This window comes from Collinsella sp. BM28 (genome assembly GCF_054551995.1).
Genome location: NZ_JBTOLJ010000001.1, coordinates 186726 through 208171, shown reverse-complemented (window position 1 = coordinate 208171; position 21446 = coordinate 186726). Strand labels below are relative to the sequence as shown.

General features: G+C 63.4%; 19 protein-coding genes and 1 tRNA gene. 1 reads left to right on the top strand and 19 read right to left on the bottom strand.

Going from position 1 to position 21446, the window contains the following annotated elements; translation table 11 throughout:
- Positions 1 to 2 precede the first annotated feature (2 nt).
- From rsmA to ACX9NZ_RS00815, 18 genes are all read right to left on the bottom strand, one after another.
- Entirely contained in the window at positions 3 to 896 is an 894-nt protein-coding gene (gene rsmA / locus ACX9NZ_RS00900) for a 16S rRNA (adenine(1518)-N(6)/adenine(1519)-N(6))-dimethyltransferase RsmA (RefSeq protein WP_407496899.1), read from the bottom strand.
- A gap of 2 nt (positions 897 to 898) precedes the next feature.
- Positions 899 to 2500, bottom strand: coding sequence for a methionine--tRNA ligase (gene metG, locus ACX9NZ_RS00895; protein WP_407496901.1), 1602 nt, complete (start codon positions 2498 to 2500; stop codon positions 899 to 901).
- Between the two features lie 139 nt (positions 2501 to 2639).
- Positions 2640 to 3569: a 16S rRNA (cytidine(1402)-2'-O)-methyltransferase gene (gene rsmI, locus ACX9NZ_RS00890; protein ID WP_407496903.1), complete on the bottom strand. Its 930-nt coding sequence runs from the start codon at positions 3567 to 3569 to the stop codon at positions 2640 to 2642.
- A 3-nt stretch (positions 3570 to 3572) separates the two neighbouring features.
- Positions 3573 to 4637 (bottom strand): glycoside hydrolase family 5 protein, encoded by a 1065-nt coding sequence (locus ACX9NZ_RS00885; protein WP_294123054.1) that lies wholly within the window; start codon positions 4635 to 4637, stop codon positions 3573 to 3575.
- A 125-nt stretch (positions 4638 to 4762) separates the two neighbouring features.
- Positions 4763 to 4835, bottom strand: a tRNA-Phe gene (locus ACX9NZ_RS00880).
- Positions 4836 to 4891: 56 nt separating this feature from the next.
- Positions 4892 to 5284 carry a DUF192 domain-containing protein gene (locus tag ACX9NZ_RS00875; RefSeq protein ID WP_294123052.1) on the bottom strand — a complete coding sequence of 131 codons (393 nt, stop codon included), beginning with the start codon at positions 5282 to 5284 and terminating at the stop codon, positions 4892 to 4894.
- Positions 5281 to 5769, bottom strand: a complete 489-nt coding sequence (locus tag ACX9NZ_RS00870) for a hypothetical protein (protein ID WP_294123050.1) — start codon at positions 5767 to 5769, stop codon at positions 5281 to 5283. Before ACX9NZ_RS00870 ends, ACX9NZ_RS00875 begins: the two co-directional genes overlap by 4 nt.
- A complete protein-coding gene (locus ACX9NZ_RS00865) occupies positions 5769 to 7784 on the bottom strand; it encodes a hypothetical protein (RefSeq protein ID WP_302742443.1) in 2016 nt (671 codons plus the stop codon). The genes ACX9NZ_RS00870 and ACX9NZ_RS00865 overlap by 1 nt, the downstream gene beginning before the upstream one ends.
- A 76-nt stretch (positions 7785 to 7860) precedes the next feature.
- Positions 7861 to 8340, bottom strand: coding sequence for a TadE/TadG family type IV pilus assembly protein (locus ACX9NZ_RS00860; protein ID WP_118652983.1), 480 nt, complete (start codon positions 8338 to 8340; stop codon positions 7861 to 7863).
- A gap of 1 nt (position 8341) precedes the next feature.
- Entirely contained in the window at positions 8342 to 8569 is a 228-nt protein-coding gene (locus ACX9NZ_RS00855) for a hypothetical protein (RefSeq protein WP_407496907.1), read from the bottom strand.
- A gap of 573 nt (positions 8570 to 9142) precedes the next feature.
- On the bottom strand, positions 9143 to 9388 hold the full coding sequence (locus ACX9NZ_RS00850; protein ID WP_294158275.1) for a hypothetical protein: 246 nt from the start codon (positions 9386 to 9388) through the stop codon (positions 9143 to 9145).
- Positions 9389 to 9398: 10 nt separating this feature from the next.
- Positions 9399 to 9815: a type II secretion system F family protein gene (locus ACX9NZ_RS00845; protein WP_294158277.1), complete on the bottom strand. Its 417-nt coding sequence runs from the start codon at positions 9813 to 9815 to the stop codon at positions 9399 to 9401.
- 236 nt (positions 9816 to 10051) lie between these two features.
- Positions 10052 to 10801, bottom strand: a complete 750-nt coding sequence (locus ACX9NZ_RS00840) for a type II secretion system F family protein (protein ID WP_302742451.1) — start codon at positions 10799 to 10801, stop codon at positions 10052 to 10054.
- Positions 10750 to 12009, bottom strand: coding sequence for a CpaF family protein (locus tag ACX9NZ_RS00835; protein ID WP_442876936.1), 1260 nt, complete (start codon positions 12007 to 12009; stop codon positions 10750 to 10752). The genes ACX9NZ_RS00840 and ACX9NZ_RS00835 overlap by 52 nt, the downstream gene beginning before the upstream one ends.
- A 131-nt stretch (positions 12010 to 12140) precedes the next feature.
- Complete coding sequence (locus tag ACX9NZ_RS00830) at positions 12141 to 13619, bottom strand: AAA family ATPase (protein ID WP_304291207.1); 1479 nt, start codon at positions 13617 to 13619, stop codon at positions 12141 to 12143.
- 3 nt (positions 13620 to 13622) lie between these two features.
- The gene (gene cpaB, locus ACX9NZ_RS00825; RefSeq protein ID WP_118652968.1) at positions 13623 to 14342 is read right to left on the bottom strand and encodes a Flp pilus assembly protein CpaB; all 720 of its coding nucleotides are present in this window, start codon (positions 14340 to 14342) and stop codon (positions 13623 to 13625) included.
- A 278-nt stretch (positions 14343 to 14620) separates the two neighbouring features.
- On the bottom strand, positions 14621 to 15766 hold the full coding sequence (gene rsgA, locus ACX9NZ_RS00820) for a ribosome small subunit-dependent GTPase A (protein WP_407496910.1): 1146 nt from the start codon (positions 15764 to 15766) through the stop codon (positions 14621 to 14623).
- Positions 15767 to 15788: 22 nt separating this feature from the next.
- Positions 15789 to 18473, bottom strand: a complete 2685-nt coding sequence (locus ACX9NZ_RS00815) for a cation-translocating P-type ATPase (RefSeq protein ID WP_302742460.1) — start codon at positions 18471 to 18473, stop codon at positions 15789 to 15791.
- A 330-nt stretch (positions 18474 to 18803) separates the two neighbouring features.
- Between ACX9NZ_RS00815 and pyk the strand changes: the two genes are divergently transcribed.
- A complete protein-coding gene (gene pyk, locus ACX9NZ_RS00810; protein ID WP_118652962.1) occupies positions 18804 to 20273 on the top strand; it encodes a pyruvate kinase in 1470 nt (489 codons plus the stop codon).
- 172 nt (positions 20274 to 20445) lie between these two features.
- Here pyk and ACX9NZ_RS00805 read toward each other — a convergent pair whose 3' ends face one another.
- Positions 20446 to 21411, bottom strand: coding sequence for a hypothetical protein (locus ACX9NZ_RS00805; RefSeq protein ID WP_302742462.1), 966 nt, complete (start codon positions 21409 to 21411; stop codon positions 20446 to 20448).
- Positions 21412 to 21446 lie beyond the last annotated feature (35 nt).

Sequence of the window (21446 nt, the reverse complement as noted above, 5' to 3'; positions counted from 1 at the left end):
TCCTAGTCAAACGATTCCGAAAGAACGGCTGCGATCTTGATGAACTCATCCGTGGTGAGCGCCTCGGCGCGCGCGGTGGGCGCAACGCCACATGCCTCGAACGCCACGTCGAGTGCCGCCTTGTCAAAACCGTTTGAGCTCATGGAGTTGCGGATGGTCTTCCGACGCTGGGCGAATGCGGCGTCGACCACGCGCGACACGCACGCAGCATCGATCGGGGCATAATCCGATTCGAGGCACGCCAGCCCGGCGCACGCGAGGGCGTCGACGCGGTCGATGCGCACGACGGCGGAGTCCACGTGCGGGGCGGGCATGAAGCAGCGTGGCGGCACCTCGAAACGCCCCGTCACCTCGCCATGCAGGGAAAGCTTTACCGTGTAGGCGCCATACGCTTTGGTGCCCGCCACGGCGGCGATGCGATCAGCCACCTCTTTTTGCACCATGACGACCGCACGCTCGAGGCTCGGCATGGTCTGGAAGAACTGCAAGATGATGGTGGCGGCAACGTTATAGGGCAGGTTCGCCACGAGCATGGTGGGCTCGCCGCCGCTCGCCTCGGCGATGGCCGTCGGCGGAACAGCGAGTGCGTCGCCCATGATGAAGCTGAAGTTGTCATGGTCCATGGCATGCGCGGCCAACACCTGCTCAAGCTCGGAATCCATCTCGATGGACGTCACGTGCGCGGCTTCCTGAAGGAGCGCAAGTGTGAGCGTGCCGATGCCGGGACCCACCTCGAGCACGCGCTCGGAGCCGGAGAGGTCGGCGAGCGCCATGATGCGCTCGATCACATGGTTGTCGATGAGGAAGTTCTGGCCCAGGCGATGCTTGGTCGCCAATCCAAAGGCCTCGAGCATCTCGCGTGTCGCGGTGGGATTTGCCAGCGGGGAAGTCGTCATCGTTAGCCCAGACGCGGGAACAGGGCGTCGCCCTTCTCGACCGGCAGCCCCGCAGCGAGCTGGCCCCACGCGCAGGCGGCGGCCATGTCATCGGTCGCGGCCTCGCCCTCGCAGCCGATGCGGCGCAGGGCCTCGGCGCTCGTGCTCGGCATGAGCGGCATGAGCAGGTGCGCGGAGATGCGGATCGCCTCGAGGAGGTTCCAGATCACGTTGGCGAGCTCGCCCGCCTTCGCGGAATCCTTGGCGAGCGTCCAGGGCTCGGAGTCCTCGATGTAGTGGTTGGCGGCGTGGATGAGGTCCATGACCTCCTTGGCGGCGTCACCATAGGCGAAGGCCTCCATCTTGGCGGCATAGCGCTCGAAGATGCCCTCGGCGGTTGCGGCCAGCGGATTCTCGACGCAACCGGCGGCCGTGGCGTCGCGCTCGGGCGTTGCGCCGTCGAAGTACTTGATGCACATGTTGGTGGAGCGCGAGATCAGGTTGCCCCAGCTGTTGGCGAGATCGGCGTTGTAGACCTGCTCCATGCGGCCAAAGCTGATGGCGCCGTCGGTGCCCGGGGTGACGTCGGTCATGAAGTAGTAGCGGTAGCCCTCCACGCCGAGCTTCTCGATGACCTCGCGCGGGGCGATGGCGTTGCCGCGGGACTTGGACATTTTCTCGGCCTTGCCGGTCTCCTCGTTCTTGACGGTAAGGAAGCCGTGCGCAAAAACGTGCTCGGGCAGGGCTTCACCCAGCGCCATGAGCATCGCGGGCCAAATCACGCAATGGAAGCGGATGATGTCCTTGCCGACGATATGGGTCTGCGCAGGCCAGCGGTAGGCGAAGTCCGCAGCGGCCTCGTCGCCCGCGGCGCCGTAGCCCACGGCGGTCATGTAGTTGGTCAGGGCGTCGAACCACACATAGGTGACGTGGTCGGCGTCGAAGGGCACCTCGATGCCCCAGTCGAAGGAGGTGCGGGAGACGGAAAGATCATTCAGGCCGCCCTCCACGAAGGAACGGACTTCGTTCATGCGGAAGTCGGGCTGGACAAAATCCGGGTGCTCGTCATACAGGGCGAGCAGCTTGTCCTGGAACGCGGAGAGCTTGAAGAACCAGCTCTCCTCCTTAACGCGCTCGAGCGGGCGGTCGCAGTCGGGGCAGAGGTGCCGGCCTTCCGTGCCGCGGGCCTCGTCGGCCTTCTCGACCTGGGTCTCGGTGAAGAAGGTCTCGTCCGGCACGCAATACCAGCCATCGTAGCTGCCCTTGTAGATGTAGCCGGACTCCTGCATGCGCTCCCACAGGTACTGGACGGCGCGCTTCTGGCGCAGCTCGGTGGTGCGGATGAAGTCGTCGTTGGAGATCTCCAGCTCACGCCACAGATCGTGGAAATGCGGTGCCTGGGAGTCGCACCACTCCTGCGGGGTCATGCCGTGCTTCTCGGCGGCCTCGGCCACCTTCTGGCCGTGCTCGTCCATGCCGGTGAGGAACTTGACGCTGTAGCCAGCGGCACGGCGATAGCGCGCCTGGACGTCGGCGATGATGGTCGAGTACGCGGTTCCCAGATGCGGGTCGGCGTTCACGTAATAGATGGGCGTGGTGATGTAGTAGGACGGCTTCGTGCTCATGATGCGCGGCTTCCTTCTCGCTGGTTGTTCATGCAATTCTTCATTCTAGCAGGAATGCCCGGTGTGCCATTGGGGGACGGGCCCCTTTGGCACAAGGGGGCGCTGGGGCTGGATGTGCCATCGGCACACCGGACGCACGTCACTGCTGCTGCAGCTCGAGCACCTTGGCGTAGACGTCACGCTTCTTGCGCGAATACTTTTGGGCCAGGCGCTTGGCTAGGGCGTTGGCGGGCTCCCCGGCGGCCAGGGCCTCGGCGATGTCGGAACGCAGCAGCTCGTCGGGGTCGGCAGCCGCGTCCACCTGAGATCCCGCGGCGAGTGCGGCCTCATGGCGCTCAAGCTCCTCTTGGGTGGGAGGCGCCACCACGATCACCATCTCGCCCTTGAGCTCGCCACGCGCCACAACCTGCTCATGCAGCTCTGGGGCAGGTGCGCGCAAGACCTCCTCGTGCAGCTTGGTGAGCTCGCGGCAGAGCGCGAGCATACGCTGCGGAAACACCTCGGCGATCGCCTTGAGCGATGCCTCCGCACGATACGGGGACTCGTAGAAGATGAGCGCGCCCGGAATGGACGCGAGGCGCTGAAGCCTGCGCACGCGCTCGCCGTGCTTGCGCGGGAGAAACCCCTCAAAGAAGAACTGGTCGCTCGGGATGCCCGACAGGACCAGGGCGGTCACACACGCCGAGGGGCCGGGAATGACCTCCACGGGGGCTCCTTCGCGGCGCGCGAGCTCAACAAGCACCTGACCGGGATCGGACACGCTCGGCATGCCCGCGTCCGAGGCGAACGCGATGCGCTCACCGGCGAGCACACGCTCCACGAGCTCGGGGGCACGTTGGGCGATCACGTTGTCATCGCAGCGCATAAGGGATTTTGAAATGCCGAGGTGGGCCAGGAGCTTGGAGGTGACGCGCGTGTCCTCGCAGCAGATGAGGTCCGCAGTGCGAAAGGTCTCGGCGGCACGCGGGGACAGGTCTCCCAGATTGCCGATGGGCGTGCCCACCAGGGAAAGAAGCCCTGAGCTATCCGGACGTTTCGCACGATCGCCAAGGCAGAGGGTGTTCGGCATGTGCTACTCCATCATGGCGCGCTCGAGCGGGGCAAGCGCCACGCGCGCATCCCATGCGGGAAGACGGCGTTCGGTCTTCCAGGTTTGGAAGAACCAACCGTCCGCCGCATCGAACGTCGCGAGCTGGTTCGAAACGAATACGCGCTCGTAGGCACGACGGCCCTCCGGCGTGACCGAAGACCCCGAGAGCACGGCGGCACCCGACCACTCACCAACGATGACGGGGAATTTGAGGCTCTTTGCCTCGCGGATCAACGTCTTGTTGCGATTGAGCGCGGCAGTGAGTCCTTTGGGGGACGTGATGTCCTGGGCGGTCTCGTCCCTGAAATGATAGAGGTGCAGGTCCATGACCACATTCTGGTACTGCTCACCTGCCATGAAGCGCTTCCAGGCGTCCGGATGGCCCGAATCGGAGAAGACGACCATCTTGCGCGTTGGCATATGACGGCGCACGACCTCATACGCATCGCGATAGAAATTGCGCAGATAGTGCCTGGGAATTCCCACGCTGGTGGAAAAAAGCCCCGTGCGCACGCTCATAACGGGAGAATCGAGCAACTCGATGCCAAGCAGGGGCTCTTGCTCGCCGTACCGCTCGGCAAGGCGCTCGAGGGTTTCGAGCGCGGTAGCACGGCCATTTGCAGAAGAGTGCCAGTCGGCCACGATATCGGGTATGGTGGGAGAGCTGTTGGAATCCCCCTGGCCACCAGGAACCGTCGCGAGATCAAGCAAAACTTTCATCTCGTATTTATTGGCCCATTCCATGGCGCGATCGATATAGTCGATGCAGGAAATATAGGATTCATGCTCGTTTTGCGCGCCAAACGCATACCAGGGAAGCGGAATGCGCACGGCGTTGAGCCCCATCGCCGACATTCTCTTAAAGTCGAGCTCGGTGACGAACGTCTCGTAGTGCTCGCGAACGCGCTCGTTATAGGCGGCGGGTCCTAGCACCTGCTGAAGCTCGCCGTCGTTGGAAGCACCAGTAGCGGCGAACAATGAGGGCGTGACCCATGGTTCCAAGATGAACCAACCAGACAGATTGACACCGCGAACCCTGTCGAACATGGACACCTCTCCCTGTGCACAATTCCTATCTAAGTTCTTAGGATACCCCCATCGAGCGCGATGAGACATCGAAGACCTAAACCAAAAGACCTCCCATTTTTGGGAGGTCTTTCAAATTCAAAGGGTGGCGGGGAAGGGAATCGAACCCCTGACACGAGGATTTTCAGTCCTCTGCTCTACCAACTGAGCTACCCAGCCACTATATGCGCTGTCGTTGACAGCAGTGATTAATATACCCATAGTTTTCCAAGCGGTCAAGCAAGTTTTTTGTTTTTGCCAAAAATAGTCCCCGCACCGCCACGCGCCGATAGTGCCAATAGCGCCGAGGGGCGCTCGATAACGAACGCCGCCCCCGAGCACGAAAGCATGCGCCAGGGCATAACGCCATCGTGGCGTGCGAGTACACGACCGGATGCGTCGACGAAGGCGATATCCAGCGGAATCCGCATGAACCAGGTGTGAACCGACCGGCAGCGGGGAAACACGAGGATGCGAACACGCCCTGCGCCGACCGTCGCGGGAAGAGCCACGAAGCCCGCAAGACGGCGCGCGAACGTCTTCGCCTCTTCGACCTGCCCCTCCCAGCCAAGGTCGTGCAGCGCGCGGAAGACTGCAACACTAGCAGCTGCCCCATGACAGGAAGTCACACAATCACCCCCGACTTCCACGGATCGACCGTCACGGCCTTGGTGTGGACAAGCTCGAGCGGCGCCCCCAGGTCCACTCCTGCAATGGAAAGACCCTGGGGCCACGGACGATATCGCAAGGTGCACCGATAGGTCCGCAAACTCCCCACAAGGCTGAGCAGGGATCCACGATCCGAGCCGTCGCTCCCTTCACCACCCTCAACCACTACTTCGACGCGTACCTCATGACCATCCATGGCTTGTGCGAGCTGCTTCTCAACCTGCGCCGCGGCAGATGCCCCCGAGAGCACCCCCGTCGCATCTCCCGCTGGCGCCAAACCGTGCGCGAGCACGACATCGGGCGCCACCCGGTCAAACCGCGCTGTAGCTGACACGAACATCATCACGTTGTAGACAATCAGAGCAAGCACCAGCATGACGGGAGCGACGACGGCCATTTCGACCGTCGCCTGAGCGCGATCCTCCGCACGGCATGTCTCACCCATCACGAACCGCCTCCCCCAATTGACGCGATGTCGCTCACGCGCACCGTAAGTGGCAGGGAGCCGCCGCCGGGCAGCGGGATTTCGGCAATGGTGAATTCCATGGACATGATGCGTTCCCCCACTGCATAGCCGACGGCCTGCAAAATCGCCTCTGGATCCGTTGCGCCGGCGGGAATGCTCCGCAATGCACCTTGGATATGGGCATAATCCTGCATACCCGCGCGCGATGCCACGAGCGAGCTATCGGTGAGCACAGGCTTTCGCTGTCTCAAGTCGACCGGCTCTATGCCAAGGGTTCGCACGATTCCCTGCAATCGATCCTTGAGCCAAGTGCCCACCGAGCCGATGCCGATCCTTCCCAGGCCCTCTGCAAGGTCGGAAAAGGCGCGGTCTATCCCGGCGCTCGACTCACCGTAGGAAGTGAGTAGATCACCCCACAAATCCATCACCGAATCAACGAGACCGACCGCTCCTCCCGACCCAACGCGCCCTTCCAGGGAGCTGAAAAACCCTGAGAGGACGTTGTTTTGACGCGTCGCCTCGTCGGGCGCGAGGACCGAAGCCGAAACGGCACCGCGCTCTGCCACGTGCTCCGTCGTGGCAAACGGCGATTGCAGGTCTTCGGGCGTTTGCGTGGCGGATGCGACGACGAGCGCGATGCACCCGTCCCTACCGGGAGGGGCGATACGCGGCCGTTTGCCCGAAAGGCCCAATATCGCCTCCTCAAATGCACTACTCACCTGTTCCGCCTCTCCACGTGAACGTGCCTGCTCGTCGAGCTCCTGTTGACGCGCGGCCACGTAGTCGTCAAGCGCCAACGTGAAGGCTCGCAGATGGTACTCAAAGCCGTTGTCTATGCTCGTCGATGCGGCGGGGGCCTTTCCCACGTCGCCAATACTGAACCGGCACACCTCGCACTCCCGCGCGGCACCTTGATCAAGCGACTCAAGCGAAAGCGAGGGGCCCGCCGCCCCCTGAGCACCGGGGCACGAAGAAGAGAAATGCAGAGTGAGACCATCGTCCTCGTTGCTCGAGGGCCACGCGGCATCGGTATACAGACTTGTCTTCCGCACTTCCTCGGTATTTCTGGGCAGCAACTTGACCGTCGAGGTGATCGTGCCGTCCCGTTCAACGACTTCAGCGCCCGCGAGCGTCTTAATCGCAAAGCCGTAAAATGCATGGCGTGCAGCGGCGTCGGCACGGGCTTCGGCCCCTTGCCCTTCGGGAGCATCGTGGTCATAGCGCCAGCGATAATACGCCCGTGCGCGATCGAGAGCGACATTCGGCTCCCACACCATGCTCGATGCGAAATCGGGGTTGTCATGATCCGCAATGCCCGAGAGCCGCCCCGCCCGCTCCTGCATGTTCATGCCATCGCGCCCACAATCCGCTAGCCACGCCGCCTCCTTCTTTGCCGCCGTATGCTCCGCCGCGCGTGCCAGATCTGCCGCTGTCTGCTCCAATTCACCGGATTCTCGCTCAAGTTCCCCGAGTGATATCTGGTCGCCCTCGAGCGCCGGGAACTCCGATGCAGATGTTGAGGGAGCCGCCAATGCGCTGCCGGCATACGTGGTCGATTCGCCATTCTGCGCCGTGCAGGCGCGGGTGGCGTTGGCGGCAACCAGATACGGCAACGAGTCCTCGAGGGTCTTAAGGCCCCGCGAAGCCGATGTCACGAAGGTGTTCCTGGTCTCGAGCATATCGAGGCCGGCGTCCAGCGTCTTTGCCGCAGCACCCTGTGCGCCCGGCACGAACGCCCCAATCAACCCCACGCCCGTCATGGCAAAACCGGCAAGCCCCAAGCTCAGCGAGCAGGCGTCGAGTACCGTCGCCACTGTATGGTACGAAGAGACCACATTCGCCCCCGCAAGCGCGGTGGCATCCGCACGGGCCTGCACATCGCCCGACCTGCCCGCCGACCATACCGCCAACGATGCCGAGAACAGCAGCGCCAGCACCATCAACATCGCAACGGCTGATGCCACCGTCGTATAGGCACCGTCCTCGAGAAACATATCGATGCCCCATCGCACTCTGTGTCGCGCGTTGCGCGTGCGGGGCCACCGGCTTCCAAGAAGGTCAGCCCTCAACTCATGTATCCCACATCTCAACCCATTCCGCATACTCACCCTCCAGCCACTCTGGCCTGCCCTCATACGAGACATCGACCCGCATCCGCACATCGCCGTATCCGTTCACCTCGCCCATCGCGCCCGCAAACGCCCCCAAGATGGGAAGCGGCCGAACATGCCCCTCGATGGATACGCGGACGGTTCCACCCGTATCTGCCGCGCGCCCACACTCGATCTCCCATGATTGGGAACCTCCCGCATGAAAGATCGCCAGATCAGGTATGGCGGAGAGCCTGCGAAGCGCGAACGCCCGATATGCCTCGTCGTCCTCCAGCGTGGCCGTCGTCATCAACCTAGCCGTCTCGGCAGCCGCGGATTCCATGATCGCGCGCGTGTAGAGCAGGCAGACGGGCTGGAGCATGAGCAGCAACAGCAGCAGAAACGATGGAATCAGCAAGGCCGCCTCGACGGTCGCCTGGGCGCGGTCCTCTGCCAACATCTCAATACAGGGATATGTCGATGGCTCCTCCCGCGCTGAACGCATGCGATGCCGCGGCGCGCACGAGCTCCGCAAGCGTCCCGTCAACGGCAGCACGCCACAACGCCGCCATTCCCGCCACCATCGCCAGAAGCGCAACGACGGTGAGGGCGTATTCGACCGTCCCCTGCGCCGCCCGCTCACCAAGCACGTGCACCAGCCGTCCATGCTGGTGCCATGCCCCAACCATCGCCTTATCCAGCCTTCCATGGCACCTCCCTGCACGGCGGGAGCGCGCTAGACCTCGCCTGGAAGCAGTCGAGTCACCCTGACCGTGCTCTCCCGCCCGCCTTCCGTATTCACCAGGACCACGTCGCACCAAGCATCCCCTCCCTGCACGATGGCGCCCCAAACATTTCCCTGCATATCGAGGTAGCCGCTGGCGGCAAGCCTTGCCTCTCCGGTATCCGCATAGGCACGCAGCACGTTCTCGGCAACAACGGGAAGATCACCCTCCTCGACCCAACACAGGGCATCGGTTGCCCCCTCGCCATCCGAAGCCGCCGCACCAGCGTCTTGAGAGCACGCGAGTTGAGAGCCAAATCGCGTAAAAACGTCTCGGTCGAGCTCTCGCGCGTCTTCGCGCCCAATAACGCTCGCGCACGCTCCAATACGCCAGCCTGCCCTCCCGCCTCAGCCTCATCCTGAGTGGAGGCATCGCCATCAACTTGCGTCGCCGCCTGTCCCATAAGCGCCGCAACAATCGCGACGCCGATGCAGACAAGGGGAAGGCCGTACACCAGCGCACGCGGCGCACGCCCGCTCACAGGCCGTTGATTCCGTTCGAGATGGCGTTCCACAGCTCGCTCACCTTGTCTCGAAACGCGATGATCGCGATGATCGCTATCACCACCAGCACACCAACCAAAATCGCGTACTCAGTCGTCCCCTGCGCATCCTCCTCATGGGCGGCCTCGATGCATGCATTGCCCGCTCGTTGACAGGCAACCGCAACGCGAGCGCGCGCTTCTTCACAGACCTCGGCCAGATACTCAACTAATGCGATCATGGGTACCTCCCTACATCATCCCGCCGGCAGCAAGCAGCGGGCCCAAAATGGATAACAACAAGGCGGGCAAGATGAGCGTCCCCGTAGGTATGAGGAGCTTGACCGGAGCCCGCTCGATTTGGCGCTCAACCTCGGCGCGATGGGCGGCGCGGATCTCCCGGCTTTGCCCCTCAAGCGTCTCGGACAGCGGCGCACCGAGCTCGAGTGCCTGCGAAACGGCGACTGCGAATACTTCGAGCGCCCTTAGTCCCGTCTCATGCGCGACAGCCTGAAGCTCCTCTTCCCGCGTCGTCAGACCCGATTGCCACGACACGCGCGCCTGCGCCAGACGCGCGGAAAGCCCACCAGATCTGCCATCGCAGTACATGCCCAAGGCGGCATCGAACGACAAACCCGCGGACAGACCCAGCCGAACGATATCGATCATCTCGGAAACCTCGCTCAACGTCACAGAAGTCTTCGAGGGGGCTTCCACCCTCAGAACCCTGCGCACCCCCGCTTCAAGTGATGCGACGAGCCGCATGCCCTCCCTGCGCAACGTCTGCGCCCAACGGGCGCAGGTACGCCGACGGTCGTAACGTTCCCATCCCAAAAAGAGAAAGACAGATATCGTCGCCAACGAACCAGATGCCACGACCGGTATGGCGATATACACCCCTCCCATCACACATCAACTCGCATGATCTTGCGGATGATCGACCAAGCGAACATGTTCAGGAACAACGCGACGGCCAGAGACCCAAGGCCGGAAGGTGTGAACACTCCCGCCCGGAAATCACTCGACGCCAACGAGAGGAACCCCACCATAAAGACGGGCATTCCGGCTACCAATCGAGCCGACATGCGCACTTGCGCCGTCTTCACCTCGAGCTGGCGCATCAGGGCTATGCGCTCCCCAACCAACCCGGCGGCTTCTGAGAGTAACCCGCCCAATGCCGCTCCTGTCCTGCGGGAAACCTTGAGGGCGAGCACCACCAAATCCAAAGCGGGCGCATCGAGGCGCTCCACCAACTCATCAAGTGCATCAACCGACGAGACACCGCAGGTCATGAGCGCAGAGGCGTGTAGGAACTCGGTGCGCACCGGTTCCTCCGCACGGCTGCCCACATACTGCATCGCTTGGGAAAGAGACAAACCCGAACCAAGAGAAACCGCCAACGAGCCGAACGCCTCGGGCATCGCACGCTCAACCCGGTTACGCTCCACCCGCTTGCGTGGGGTGAGGACGCCGTACGCGGCAAACTTCCCCTCAATCTCTTCGCGCGCATGGAGCAGCGCACGTTCCACGCCCTTCAAAATGAGCGCGAGCCGCCTGCGTGCAATCGTCAACTCGCCAGATAAGCCGGGTGTCGACAGGGCCGCTAGGCTGATAGCCGTGAGCGCTCCGACGCACGCTGACACGATGACCTCCATCTATCGACCTCCTCTTGCTCAAGCGCGCCCGTTCGCAGCGCCTCGCCAATGAACGGTGGCTCCCGAATCAGTTCCCACGTGTGGGCAACGGCGTCCCCTCGCACGTACTCAGTCAGTTCGACCCCGCCTCCCGGTGCACGCGACACGCCCGTGTACGACGAGACGTATCGCTTACCCGACGGGGTGCGCACCGACATTACGATCCCGTCGAGCGCCATCGCGATTTGCTCCTCGATGAGGGAACTCGCGAGATCGACGCCGTAGCGGGCGAGCAGGGTCAGGCGGACCACCGCCTCCTCGGCGCTGCCCGCATGCAGCGTCGTGAGCGAGCCATCGTGACCGGTACTCATGGCCTCGAGCATGTCGATGGCCTCACAGTTGCGCACCTCGCCCACCACGATGCGGTCGGGACGCATGCGCAACGCGTTCACCAGCAGATCGTGGATCGTGACAGCGCCCTCCCCCTCAATCGACGCCTCGCGTGCCTCGAGTCGGACGACATGCGGATGGTGCGTGAACTTGAGCTCGGCCGAGTCTTCTATGGTCACAATCCGCTCGCCATGCGGAATCTCGCACGACAGGGCGTTGAGCAGGGTTGTCTTTCCCGATCCCGTGCCGCCCACCACCGCAAGGTCCTCGCGAAGGCGCACGGCGAACGAGAGCATCTGTGCGTACCATGCGGGAAGAGACCCCAGGCGCACCAGGTGCTCCAATGAGCTAATCCGATCCGAGAACTTGCGAATGGTGAGCGTGGGACCGTCGATGGCGACCGGCGGGATCACCGCGTTCACGCGATAGCCGTTCGGCAAGCGCGCGTTCACCATGGGGCTCCGCTCATCGACGCGACGGCCCAGCGGCGATATGATCCGGTCGATGAGGATGCGTATCTGCTCGTCCGATTCAAATGGTCTGCCTATTGGACTCAGCACGCCGCCGCGCTCGATGAAGGTCGACGTGCAGCCGTTGACCATGATCTCGGTCACCTCATCGTCTTCCAGCAACGACTGCAAGGGGCCGAGCCCCACCACGTCATCAAGCACATCGGAGATAACGCGCTCACGCTCTCGCACGCCCAGGTCGATTGTCGTATCCGCATTGATGACCGCCTCGAGGGCCGGCCGCAACTCGACGCGCGCCTGTTCGACGTCGGGCACCTTGACGATACGGGCAACCTCGGCAAACCCAACGCGATCCATCATCAGGCGCATGATATGCACCCTCATGGCCCGCGGGACGGAGTCTGGCGAATCCGTCACACACGATGCGCGTCCGCGTTGCGGCCCCTCCGCGCGGGCGCTCCCACCGCCGGCTTGGACACGGGCTATCCGATGCATCAAGCTCATCGTGCACCACCGCTCCTTTTGCGCCACGGCAACCGGAACTTCGTCCCGCGCGTCTCTCCCTGTGGCGACGCGGCCATGAGGCGCTTATCGACCGAACAGCCCAGCTCCCCAAGTAGCTGCGCCGCAAAGGTCCGCACGCTCTCGGCAAACGCGCTGTTTCCCGCAACCAAGGCGTCGAGCTTGCCGAATGAGAGCATGCCTCTCACGTCTTCGCCGCCATCCGCTATCCGAACGCGCGAACGTAGCGAGGTGCCCATCTCGAATCGCAGCGCCTCCTCCTCTCCGCACCCACGACCACCTAGCCGATTGAACACGCTGGTCATCCGTGTCGCTGGGACGCCCAACCGCGCCGCGAGCGAGACGACTGCCGCCGCCGATGACCCCGAGGTCTCTCCGCTGCCGCCCACAATCAAACAACGGTCGCATGCGCCAATTGCAACTGCCGCCGCATCTCCCCAGTTGTTCGAGGTGTCGGCGTAAATCACATCCGCCGCGCCCCGAAGCACCTCGATAAGCTGCTCGATTGGGGTGCCAAACAACTCTGCCTTCTCGCCTTCTGTCAGTGGGCCCCACAGCGTCAAACCGGGACCCACGCGCATCGCCGTCGCCTCGACGTCGCACTCCGCGATGAAATCATCGCGCTCATGGGCAACAAGGCCCTCGAGTCCCTTGCGAGTTTCCGCCCCCAACACGGCGGGCAGGTCGCCGAACATCAAGTCGAGATCAAGAACCGCGGCACGCAACCCGGCGCGAGCGGAAGAAGCGGCCAGAGCTGCCACAAGGGTCGTCTTTCCAACGCCTCCCCTGCCAGAAACAACCGTGACGAGCGGCGCACGGTGCGTCCCCGTCGCCGCGTGCGCAACCGAACGCGTGCCCGCACGTGCCGCAACCTCGCGCAAATCGCTCGCCGCCTCCTCTCCGCCTGCCGGCGCACCGTCACGCAGCTCGGCCACGGGCGGCGACATGATCGACACGTCCTCAGGCCATTCCGCGTCATCCGGCTCATCAAGCGGCGGCCACAGCTCCTCAAGAGGAACCATGTCATCGCGAACGAGGGCTATCTCGCCCGTCCGCTGCGGGAATTCGTCGGGTTCCATGCATGCTTCTAACGTGGTTGAGTCTTCGGAGCGCACCTGCGCGTCCTCACTCGCCCCCGTCGCGATGACCTCAGTTGCACCGGTACGCAGCAAATGCGCGATGGACGGCGCATCGCAGCCGTCGGCGATCACGAGTACCTCGACCCCATCAAGCGATTGCCGTACGAACGCCATCCCCGCCACCGTCGTCGCGACCGCCTGGGAATCGCAGCCAAACACCACATGGACATCTGCCGCGGCACACGCCCTCCCCAGTTGCACGGCGCCCTCCACCGAATTCACGCGGGCGATCCGCGCACGTACATCACGCTTGCGCACTTCCGCGCGAACACGTCCGTATGCGCTCTCCGCGCAGTACACCAGCCAAATCGATTCCATCCGTCACTCGCCTTCTTTCCCTGATGGCGAATCATCCGCAGACGCATCCGCCTCCGGCTCATCCTCGCCAGCGGATTCCCCTTCGTCTGACTGCTCCGCCTGCGTACCTGGAACGACCAAGGTGACCATGCCGCTCGACGTCGCCGCCAGCAATTCGCGCACAGCCGAGGGACGTACCGCGAGCGTCACCCATTGAACATCCCCGCCGCCGGAAGCCAGGGCACTTGAGTCGATTACCTGCGCGCTCGTCAACTTGTCTGCGAGCGCGTCGCCTAAGGCATAGACGTCAACCGTCTCACCCCGCGTGAGCATGCCTCCAACCGCGTGCTCCGGATCGCTCGCAACCGAGACCGCGACCATCCCGCGCGGGATGTCCACCGCGCCCTCACGTTGCTCGAAATACGCCTCCGCGAGGGGCGCATGCGCGGGGATCTGCGCCGTCGCCGTTCGACCCAGCACACTTGAAAGACCGGTTATCGCGCCTTGGGGCAGTAAGGTGGAAACCCATTCCGTCACCACGACGTTGCCCTCGTCGATCTTCTCACCAGGCTCGATCTCCCGGCTGGCCACGCAAACGCTCGTCAACTCGCCACCGTATTGCGCCAGCATCTCCTGCTCCACACGCTCCGCATCGCGGTGCGCGCCGGTTACCGCCATAAAGCACACGAGCGCGGCCGCCAATCCGGCAAAAACGCTGATTGCGAGCCTTCTGCTTCGATTCATGTACCGATCCCCCCAGTCGCATGCGTCCCGTGACTCGATTCTCGAACCCCGCGGAACTCGCGAAGGCGACTAATTGAGAAACTCCGCAGCGACCTGTTGAGGGCTCATACCACCAGCTGACACCCGATGACAGGCCTGTGCCAGACCCAGGCCAAACCTGTGTCCGAGCGCACGAAGGCCCACGGTCGACGCGCATAGAGAACAGGGCCGCCCATACCGAGCGACCCTGCGATCGAGCTATGTCGTTGTCTTTCGCTCACGCGTGAGGAAATCCCTGGTTAGAGGTGGATATCGGGGTCCAAGCTCTGCGCACTCACGCGCATCTCGGAAGCGAGCGCCAAAAACGCGTCCACGCGCACGCGCTCGATCTCCCCATCTTCCACGCCCTGCAGCACACCGCATCCCGGCTCGTGCACATGGGAGCAGTCATTGAATCGACAGGTATGTGCAGCATCGATGACCTCGGGAAATGCTCGTGCGAGCCCTCGTTCATGTCCCACGAGCGGCAGTGAGCGCAATCCCGGGCAATCGGCTATGACACCGCAGGGCTCAGGCAACGTGACCATGATGCGCGCGACGGTGGTATGCCGCCCAGCATCATCACGTTCACGCACCTCGCTCGTCTCGAGCGCCTCGGTGCCGAGCAACGTGTTGAGCAGCGTCGACTTGCCCGCACCGGACTCGCCCAAAATCATGCCGACCGAGCCGCGGGGAATGCAAGATCGGACCTCATCGAGCCCCTCCCCCGTACGCGAGGAGGTCGCGATCACGGGCACGCCCTCGCCAACCAGCCGCTTGATATCCTCAACAACCGCTTGCACCTCGCCCGCCTCACAGCGGTCGATTTTTGTGAGGACTACCACCGGCTCGGCACCGCAATCGCGCGCGAGCACGAGGGAGCGGGCGATGCGGTCGCGCATGAGCGACAAGGTGTCGCGCTCAGCTCCCAGGGGCTGCACGATAAAGATCACGTCGACGTTCGCCGCCAGCACCTGGCGTTCGCCACGGTTCTTGCCACGCCAGCGCTCAAACGCCGTGCGTCGGGGCAGGACGCGCAAGATCACGCCCATGTCGTGATTTGGCGAAACACGGACCGCCACGAAATCGCCCACGCTGGGCAGCACGCGCTCGGCGGTCTCATCCGCCCCCGCGGTCCTACCCGCACCCCTGCCGTGCTTACCACGCTTGCCGCGCTTGCCTTTGGCAAAATCAACAGCGTGTTCGGCGCGCAGTAACTCGCCTGCGGCCGTCGCAATCATGGGAAAGCCACGATCCAAGCGTACCACGGCACCCAGCTCGATCTCCGCGACGGGCACGTCCCCCGCCGCATCGAGCTCCGAGCGCGTCTGCTCAAACGCAGAGACCTGCGCGCTAGATGCACGCAGGTCCCCAAAGCTCGGAATATGTTCCAAAACGTCAGCCACGCTTACGCCTCGGTCCTTTCCCTTACGCCTGATCCTTCTCGATGGCACGCATGATGGCCTTGTAGATCTCCACCAGCGGGATGATCAGGAAGCCAAGGCCAAGGGCGGTGAACATGCCCTTGAGCTCGAGATGCTCAACGCCGAAGAAGATCTGGGCCAGCGGGTCGAACTCGACCACGACGAGCGTCAGCACGAGCGCGAGCGCGGCGGCGCCCCACAGCCACTTGTTCTGCGTCTTCATCTTGAAGATGGAGGTGCGGCGGCTGCGCATGTTGAAGCAGTGGAAGATCTCGACCATGTTGAGGGTGATGAACGCCATCATGACGCCTTCCTCGTCGGCCATGGAGGTCGCGAGCGCGCCGAGGTCGATCACGCCGAGGTCATAGTACACGCCGCAGAAGAAGCTGGTGAGCACGAGCGCGGTGATGATGAGGCCCTGAACCACGGTGTCGAGGCCCATGTTGTTGGCGAACACGCCGTCGGAGGCATTGCGGGGCTTGCGCTTCATGATGTCGCCCTCGGCCTCCTCCATGCCCAGCGCGAGCGCGGGGAAGCAGTCGGTCACGAGGTTGACCCACAGCAGCTGGATGGGCTGGAACAGCGTGAAGCCCATGAGCGTGGCGGCGAACACCGAGAACACCTCGGCCAGGTTGGCCGAAAGCAGGAACTGGATGACCTTGCGGATGTTGTCGTAGATGCGACGACCCTCTTCGCACGCGTTGATGATCGTGGCGAAGTTGTCGTCGGCCAGCACCATGTCGGCGACGTTCTTGGTGACGTCGGTGCCGGTGATGCCCATGCCGATGCCGATGTTGGCGTGCTTGATGGACGGAGCGTCGTTAACGCCGTCGCCGGTCATGGCGACGATCTTGTCCTTGGACTTCCACGCCTCGACGATGCGCGTCTTGTGCTCGGGCTGGACGCGAGCGTACACGCTGTAGTTCTCGATCTTGGCATCGAGTTCCTCGTCGGACATCTTGTCGAGCTCGGCGCCGGTGATGGCCTGGTCGCGGTTCTCAACGATGCCGAGGTTCTTGGCGATGGCCACAGCGGTGTCGATGTGGTCACCGGTGATCATGACGGTGCGGATGCCGGCGCCGTGAGCCTCGACGATTGCCGGGGCAACCTCGGGGCGCTCGGGGTCGATCATGCCGGAGAGGCCGCAGAACACAAGGTCGTGCTCGAGGGCCTCGGCCGAGCAGTCGGCCGGCATGGCGGTGTAGCGGCGGCAGGCGAGCGCCAGCACGCGCAGGGCCTGGTCGGCCATGGCCTTGTTGGCGGCGATGAGCTCAGCACGGCGATCCTCGGTGAGCTCGACGACCTCGCCATTGTCGAAGATATGGGTGCACAGGCCGAGGACGACGTCGGGAGCGCCCTTGGTGAACTGCTCGAACTCGCCGTCGAGGGTCTTCACCACAACGGACATCATCTTACGACCGGAGTCGAACGGAGCCTCACCCACGCGCGGATGCTCGGCGTCGAGGCCCTGCATGCCCGCCTTAGCGGCATCGTTCACGAGAGCGCACTCGGTGGGCTCGCCGACGGCCTCGCCGGCCTCCTCGTCCCACTTGGCGTCGCAACACAGCGCCATGCCGGCGAGAAGCTTCTCCTCGGTGGAAGCGAGCTCGTGCTTGACGACGGTCATCTTGTTTTGGGTGAGGGTGCCCGTCTTGTCAGAACAAATCACCTGGGTGCAGCCGAGGGTCTCGACGGCAGAGAGGTTGCGGATGATCGCCTGGCGCTTGGCCATCTTGGTCACGCCAATGGACAAAACGATGGTGACGACGGCCACCAGGCCCTCGGGGATGGCGGCGACGGCGAGCGACACGGCGACCATGAAGGTGTCGAGCAGCATGTGCGGCTCGGCCATGACGTTGCCCAGACCGGCGCGTAGGATGTCAACGCCAAAGATGACCAGGCAGATGACGATGACCATGACGGTCAGGATCTTCGACAGCTCGGCGAGCTTCATCTGGAGCGGGGTGAGCTCTTCCTTGGCGTCGTTCAGGGCGCCGGCGATCTTGCCCATCTCGGTGTTCATGCCGGTACCCACCACGACGGCGCGGCCGCGGCCGTACACGACGGTGGAGCCCATGTAGCACATGTTCTTGCGGTCGCCCAGCGGCACGTCCTCGGTGCCCTCGGCGAGCTCGATCACGTTCGCGTGCTTCTCCACGGGGACGGACTCGCCGGTGAGGGCGGCCTCCTCGATCTTCATGGATGCGCTCTCGAGCACGCGGCAGTCGGCCGGGACGGAGTCGCCCGCCTCGAGCAGCACCACGTCACCGGGAACGAGCTCGGAGGAGTGCAGCGACACGAGCTTACCATCACGCATGACCTTCGACTGCGCGGCGCTCATCTCCTGCAGGGCCTCGAGGGCCTCCTCGGACTTCGCCTCCTGGATCACGCCGAGGGCAGAGTTGATGATGACGACCGTCATGATGATGATGACGTCGGCCCATTCGGCCTCGCCCTGGATCATGCCGGTGACGGCGGAAATAACGGCGGCGACGATAAGCATGATGACCATGGGGTCAGCCATCTGCTCAAAGAAGCGCTTCCACAGCGGCGTCTTCTCTTCCTCGTCCAGTTTGTTCGGACCAACGTTCGCCAGGCGCGTCTGCGCCTCGGCGGCAGTCAGGCCCTGAGCGGCACTCGTGGACTGCTCCTCGAGAACCTCCTCAGCCGAAGCCAAGTACTCTTTCAATCTGACCCCTCCCGGAGTATGCCAAGCGGGACACAGGCGCGCTGCGCCCCAATCCAACAGTCTGACACCCGATTATAATTCCCGGAACCTGGGCAAGGGCTTGTCATAGGGCAATATGGTACCCAAGCCGGTCCCTGATATACCGGAGAGCCCCGCGATAGGGGGCAATGTCCATATCCTCTTACTACGGGGCGTTTATAAATCAAGAGCTGTGTAGATTGAATCGGCATGCGGTCGTTTTGCAACGATGGACGGCTTGAATTTTCCTATAATGTGCCCATGTATCTGCTTACCAACGACGCCTGTTAATGACATCAGATGGAGGTCTGAATGCAGCAGAAACTTAAACGCACCAAGATCGTTTGCACCATGGGCCCTGCCTGTGACAACGACGAGACCATTCGCGAGATGATCAAGGCGGGCATGAACGTCGCCCGCTTCAACTTCTCCCACGGCTCCTACGAGGAGCACCAGGGCCGCATCGAGCGCGTCCGCCGTTGCGCCGCCGAGGTTGGCAAGCCCGTCGGCATCCTGCTCGACACCAAGGGCCCCGAGGTCCGCACCGGCCTGCTCGAGGATCACGCCAAGGTCGAGGTCCACGCCGGCGACAAGATCATCGTCACCGCGCAGCCCACGACCGAGGATTGGCTTGGCAACGCCTCCCACATTTCCCTCGACTACCTCAAGCTTCCTTCCGAGGCTGAGAAGGGCTCCATCATCCTGATCGACGACGGTCTGGTCGGCCTTGAGGTCGAGCGCATCGACGGCCAGGACATGCACTGCATCGTCATGAACAACGGCCTGATCGGCGAGCGCAAGGGCGTCAACATCCCCAACGTCGACATCTCCCTGCCCGCCGTCACCGAGCGCGATCGCCAGGACATCCTGTTCGGCCTCACCCAGAACATCGACTACATCGCCGCGTCGTTCATCCGTAACGGCAAGGCCGTCGAGGAGATCCGCGAGCTCTGCCTTGCCAACGGCGGCGAGCACGTTACGATCTTCCCCAAGATCGAGTGCGCCCTGGGCGTCGAGAAGTTCGACGAAATCCTCGAGGCTTCCGACGGCATCATGGTCGCTCGTGGCGACCTGGGTATCGAGATCGCGCCCGAGCTCGTTCCCCACATCCAGAAGGAGATCATCGCCAAGTGCAACGCGGCTTACAAGCCCGTTATCACCGCCACGCAGATGCTCGACTCCATGCAGCACAACCCGCGCCCGACGCGCGCCGAGGTTACCGACGTCGCCAACGCCATCCTCGATGGTACCGACGCCGTGATGCTCTCCGGCGAGACCGCAGCCGGCCAGTACCCGGTCGAGGCCGTTGCCATGCAGGCACGCATCGCCATCGAGACCGAGAAGTACATGCCTGCTCACGCCGAGCTCGCCATGCCCGAGAACGCGTCCGGCACCCGTGTCGTCAACAACGTCGTGGGCATGTCCGCCGTCCAGATGGCGACTGCCGTGGGTGCCAAGTGCATCACCGTGCCCACCACCACCGGCCGCACCGCTCGCCTGATCTCCCACTTCCGTCCGAACATGCCCATCTGCGCGTTCTCCCGCCACGAGTGGGCCGTTCAGCAGATGATCATGTACTGGGGCGTCATCCCGCGCCAGGCCGAAATCACCCAGGGCACCGTCAACGGCACCATCGTGAAGGCTGTCGAGACGGCCAAGGAGCTCGGCTTCGTCGAGAAGGGCGATCTCACCGTCGCGACCGCCGGCGATGCCCGTCTCTCCGTCGAGCTCGAGGGCAAGGTCTCCTCGACCAACCTCGCCTACGTGGCTCAGGTTCGCTAAGGCTCGCGCTACACGCATCCTTTCAAGCGATATCATCGCTGCAGAGGGGCTCGCTGGTTTGTCCAGCGAGCCCCTTCTTTGTCACCGGCCTCGCCGCATCTCCGCCCCCGGCCACGCCGCGCCTCACGACTATCCCATCAAGCCCAGAGAAGCCGCACATCGAGCGATACCCCTAAAGCCGCTCGCGAATGAGGCTCGCGGCGGTGCGTTGAACCTCGTTGAAGGTCTGAGCGAAAAACTCGCTGGTGAGCAAGCGGTATTCCGGTTCACCAACCAAGCTGTTGGTCCGCAGGATCTCATGAGCGATCGCCACTGTGTACAGCACCGAGCACTCATCAATCGCATACTGCGGGAATGCCGCGGCCGCATCGAGCAGGCGCGGAGTTGCAACGGGGAAGGCGTCGATGCGCAACGACTTGCCAAACTGATCGAAGTCCCCCTGCTTCTTAATACGGAAGTCGCGGCTGGGTTTTTGCCCCAGCTCGTCAAGGAAATCGCTGACGCGTTGGTTCCAGATGGTGTCGGCAAGCAGATGCGTCCAGGTGCCCAGCACCATGTCGAACTGAGAGCGGCGCGCATCCACAGCCTTGTCCGTCTCGCGGACGGCCTCGAAGGCCTGCACCTGAAGCGAGGCGGTGAGGGCGGGGTCGACCTTCAGCTCATAGTTCGGGGTGTGCGCGGGTGACACATGTGCCACCTCGCGCGCAAGCGAACCCGCCTCGATGATGAGGGCCTTCCTTGCCGCGGAGTCGGTGGGCCTTCCCGCCGCGTCGCTCGTGCACCCCCTTGCCACGTCATCGTCGGGCGTAAGGACGATCGTGCGGCCAGCAGAAGCACCGGGTGCGGCATTGGCACCATCGGCAAGCGCGTCGGTAATGCCCAACTCATGAGCCATGGGCGCCACATAGGTATGCCAAAACTCCGCCTCGCGGGGCTTAGGGATATGCTCGGGAGCGGCGAAATGCGTCACGCGATACGGGATGGGCTCGGCCACACTCGGCACCATGTAGCCCACGTAAATGTCGGGCACGAAGTTGCCAAACAGGAACGCGTTGCGATCCCGCACGACGCCCGCGAAGGGGCCGCCATCCTCAAGCAGCCCCTCCGCATGCGCGATATGTATGTTCCAGGATGGCATACCTCAATCTTCTCTCGCGTCGTCGTGCGCCCCAA

Bases quoted from the DNA above. Each gene is read 5' to 3' on its own strand.
- rsmA (WP_407496899.1), bottom strand. From the start codon at position 896: ATGACGACTTCCCCGCTGGCAAATCCCACCGCGACACGCGAGATGCTC.
- metG (WP_407496901.1), bottom strand. From the start codon at position 2,500: ATGAGCACGAAGCCGTCCTACTACATCACCACGCCCATCTATTACGTG.
- rsmI (WP_407496903.1), bottom strand. From the start codon at position 3,569: ATGCCGAACACCCTCTGCCTTGGCGATCGTGCGAAACGTCCGGATAGC.
- ACX9NZ_RS00885 (WP_294123054.1), bottom strand. From the start codon at position 4,637: ATGTTCGACAGGGTTCGCGGTGTCAATCTGTCTGGTTGGTTCATCTTG.
- ACX9NZ_RS00870 (WP_294123050.1), bottom strand. From the start codon at position 5,769: ATGGGTGAGACATGCCGTGCGGAGGATCGCGCTCAGGCGACGGTCGAA.
- ACX9NZ_RS00865 (WP_302742443.1), bottom strand. From the start codon at position 7,784: ATGTTTCTCGAGGACGGTGCCTATACGACGGTGGCATCAGCCGTTGCG.
- ACX9NZ_RS00860 (WP_118652983.1), bottom strand. From the start codon at position 8,340: ATGTTGGCAGAGGACCGCGCCCAGGCGACCGTCGAGGCGGCCTTGCTG.
- ACX9NZ_RS00855 (WP_407496907.1), bottom strand. From the start codon at position 8,569: ATGGTTGGGGCATGGCACCAGCATGGACGGCTGGTGCACGTGCTTGGT.
- ACX9NZ_RS00850 (WP_294158275.1), bottom strand. From the start codon at position 9,388: ATGATCGCATTAGTTGAGTATCTGGCCGAGGTCTGTGAAGAAGCGCGC.
- ACX9NZ_RS00845 (WP_294158277.1), bottom strand. From the start codon at position 9,815: ATGATCGATATCGTTCGGCTGGGTCTGTCCGCGGGTTTGTCGTTCGAT.
- ACX9NZ_RS00840 (WP_302742451.1), bottom strand. From the start codon at position 10,801: ATGGAGGTCATCGTGTCAGCGTGCGTCGGAGCGCTCACGGCTATCAGC.
- ACX9NZ_RS00835 (WP_442876936.1), bottom strand. From the start codon at position 12,009: ATGCGCCTGATGATGGATCGCGTTGGGTTTGCCGAGGTTGCCCGTATC.
- ACX9NZ_RS00830 (WP_304291207.1), bottom strand. From the start codon at position 13,619: ATGGAATCGATTTGGCTGGTGTACTGCGCGGAGAGCGCATACGGACGT.
- cpaB (WP_118652968.1), bottom strand. From the start codon at position 14,342: ATGAATCGAAGCAGAAGGCTCGCAATCAGCGTTTTTGCCGGATTGGCG.
- pyk (WP_118652962.1), top strand. From the start codon at position 18,804: ATGCAGCAGAAACTTAAACGCACCAAGATCGTTTGCACCATGGGCCCT.
- ACX9NZ_RS00805 (WP_302742462.1), bottom strand. From the start codon at position 21,411: ATGCCATCCTGGAACATACATATCGCGCATGCGGAGGGGCTGCTTGAG.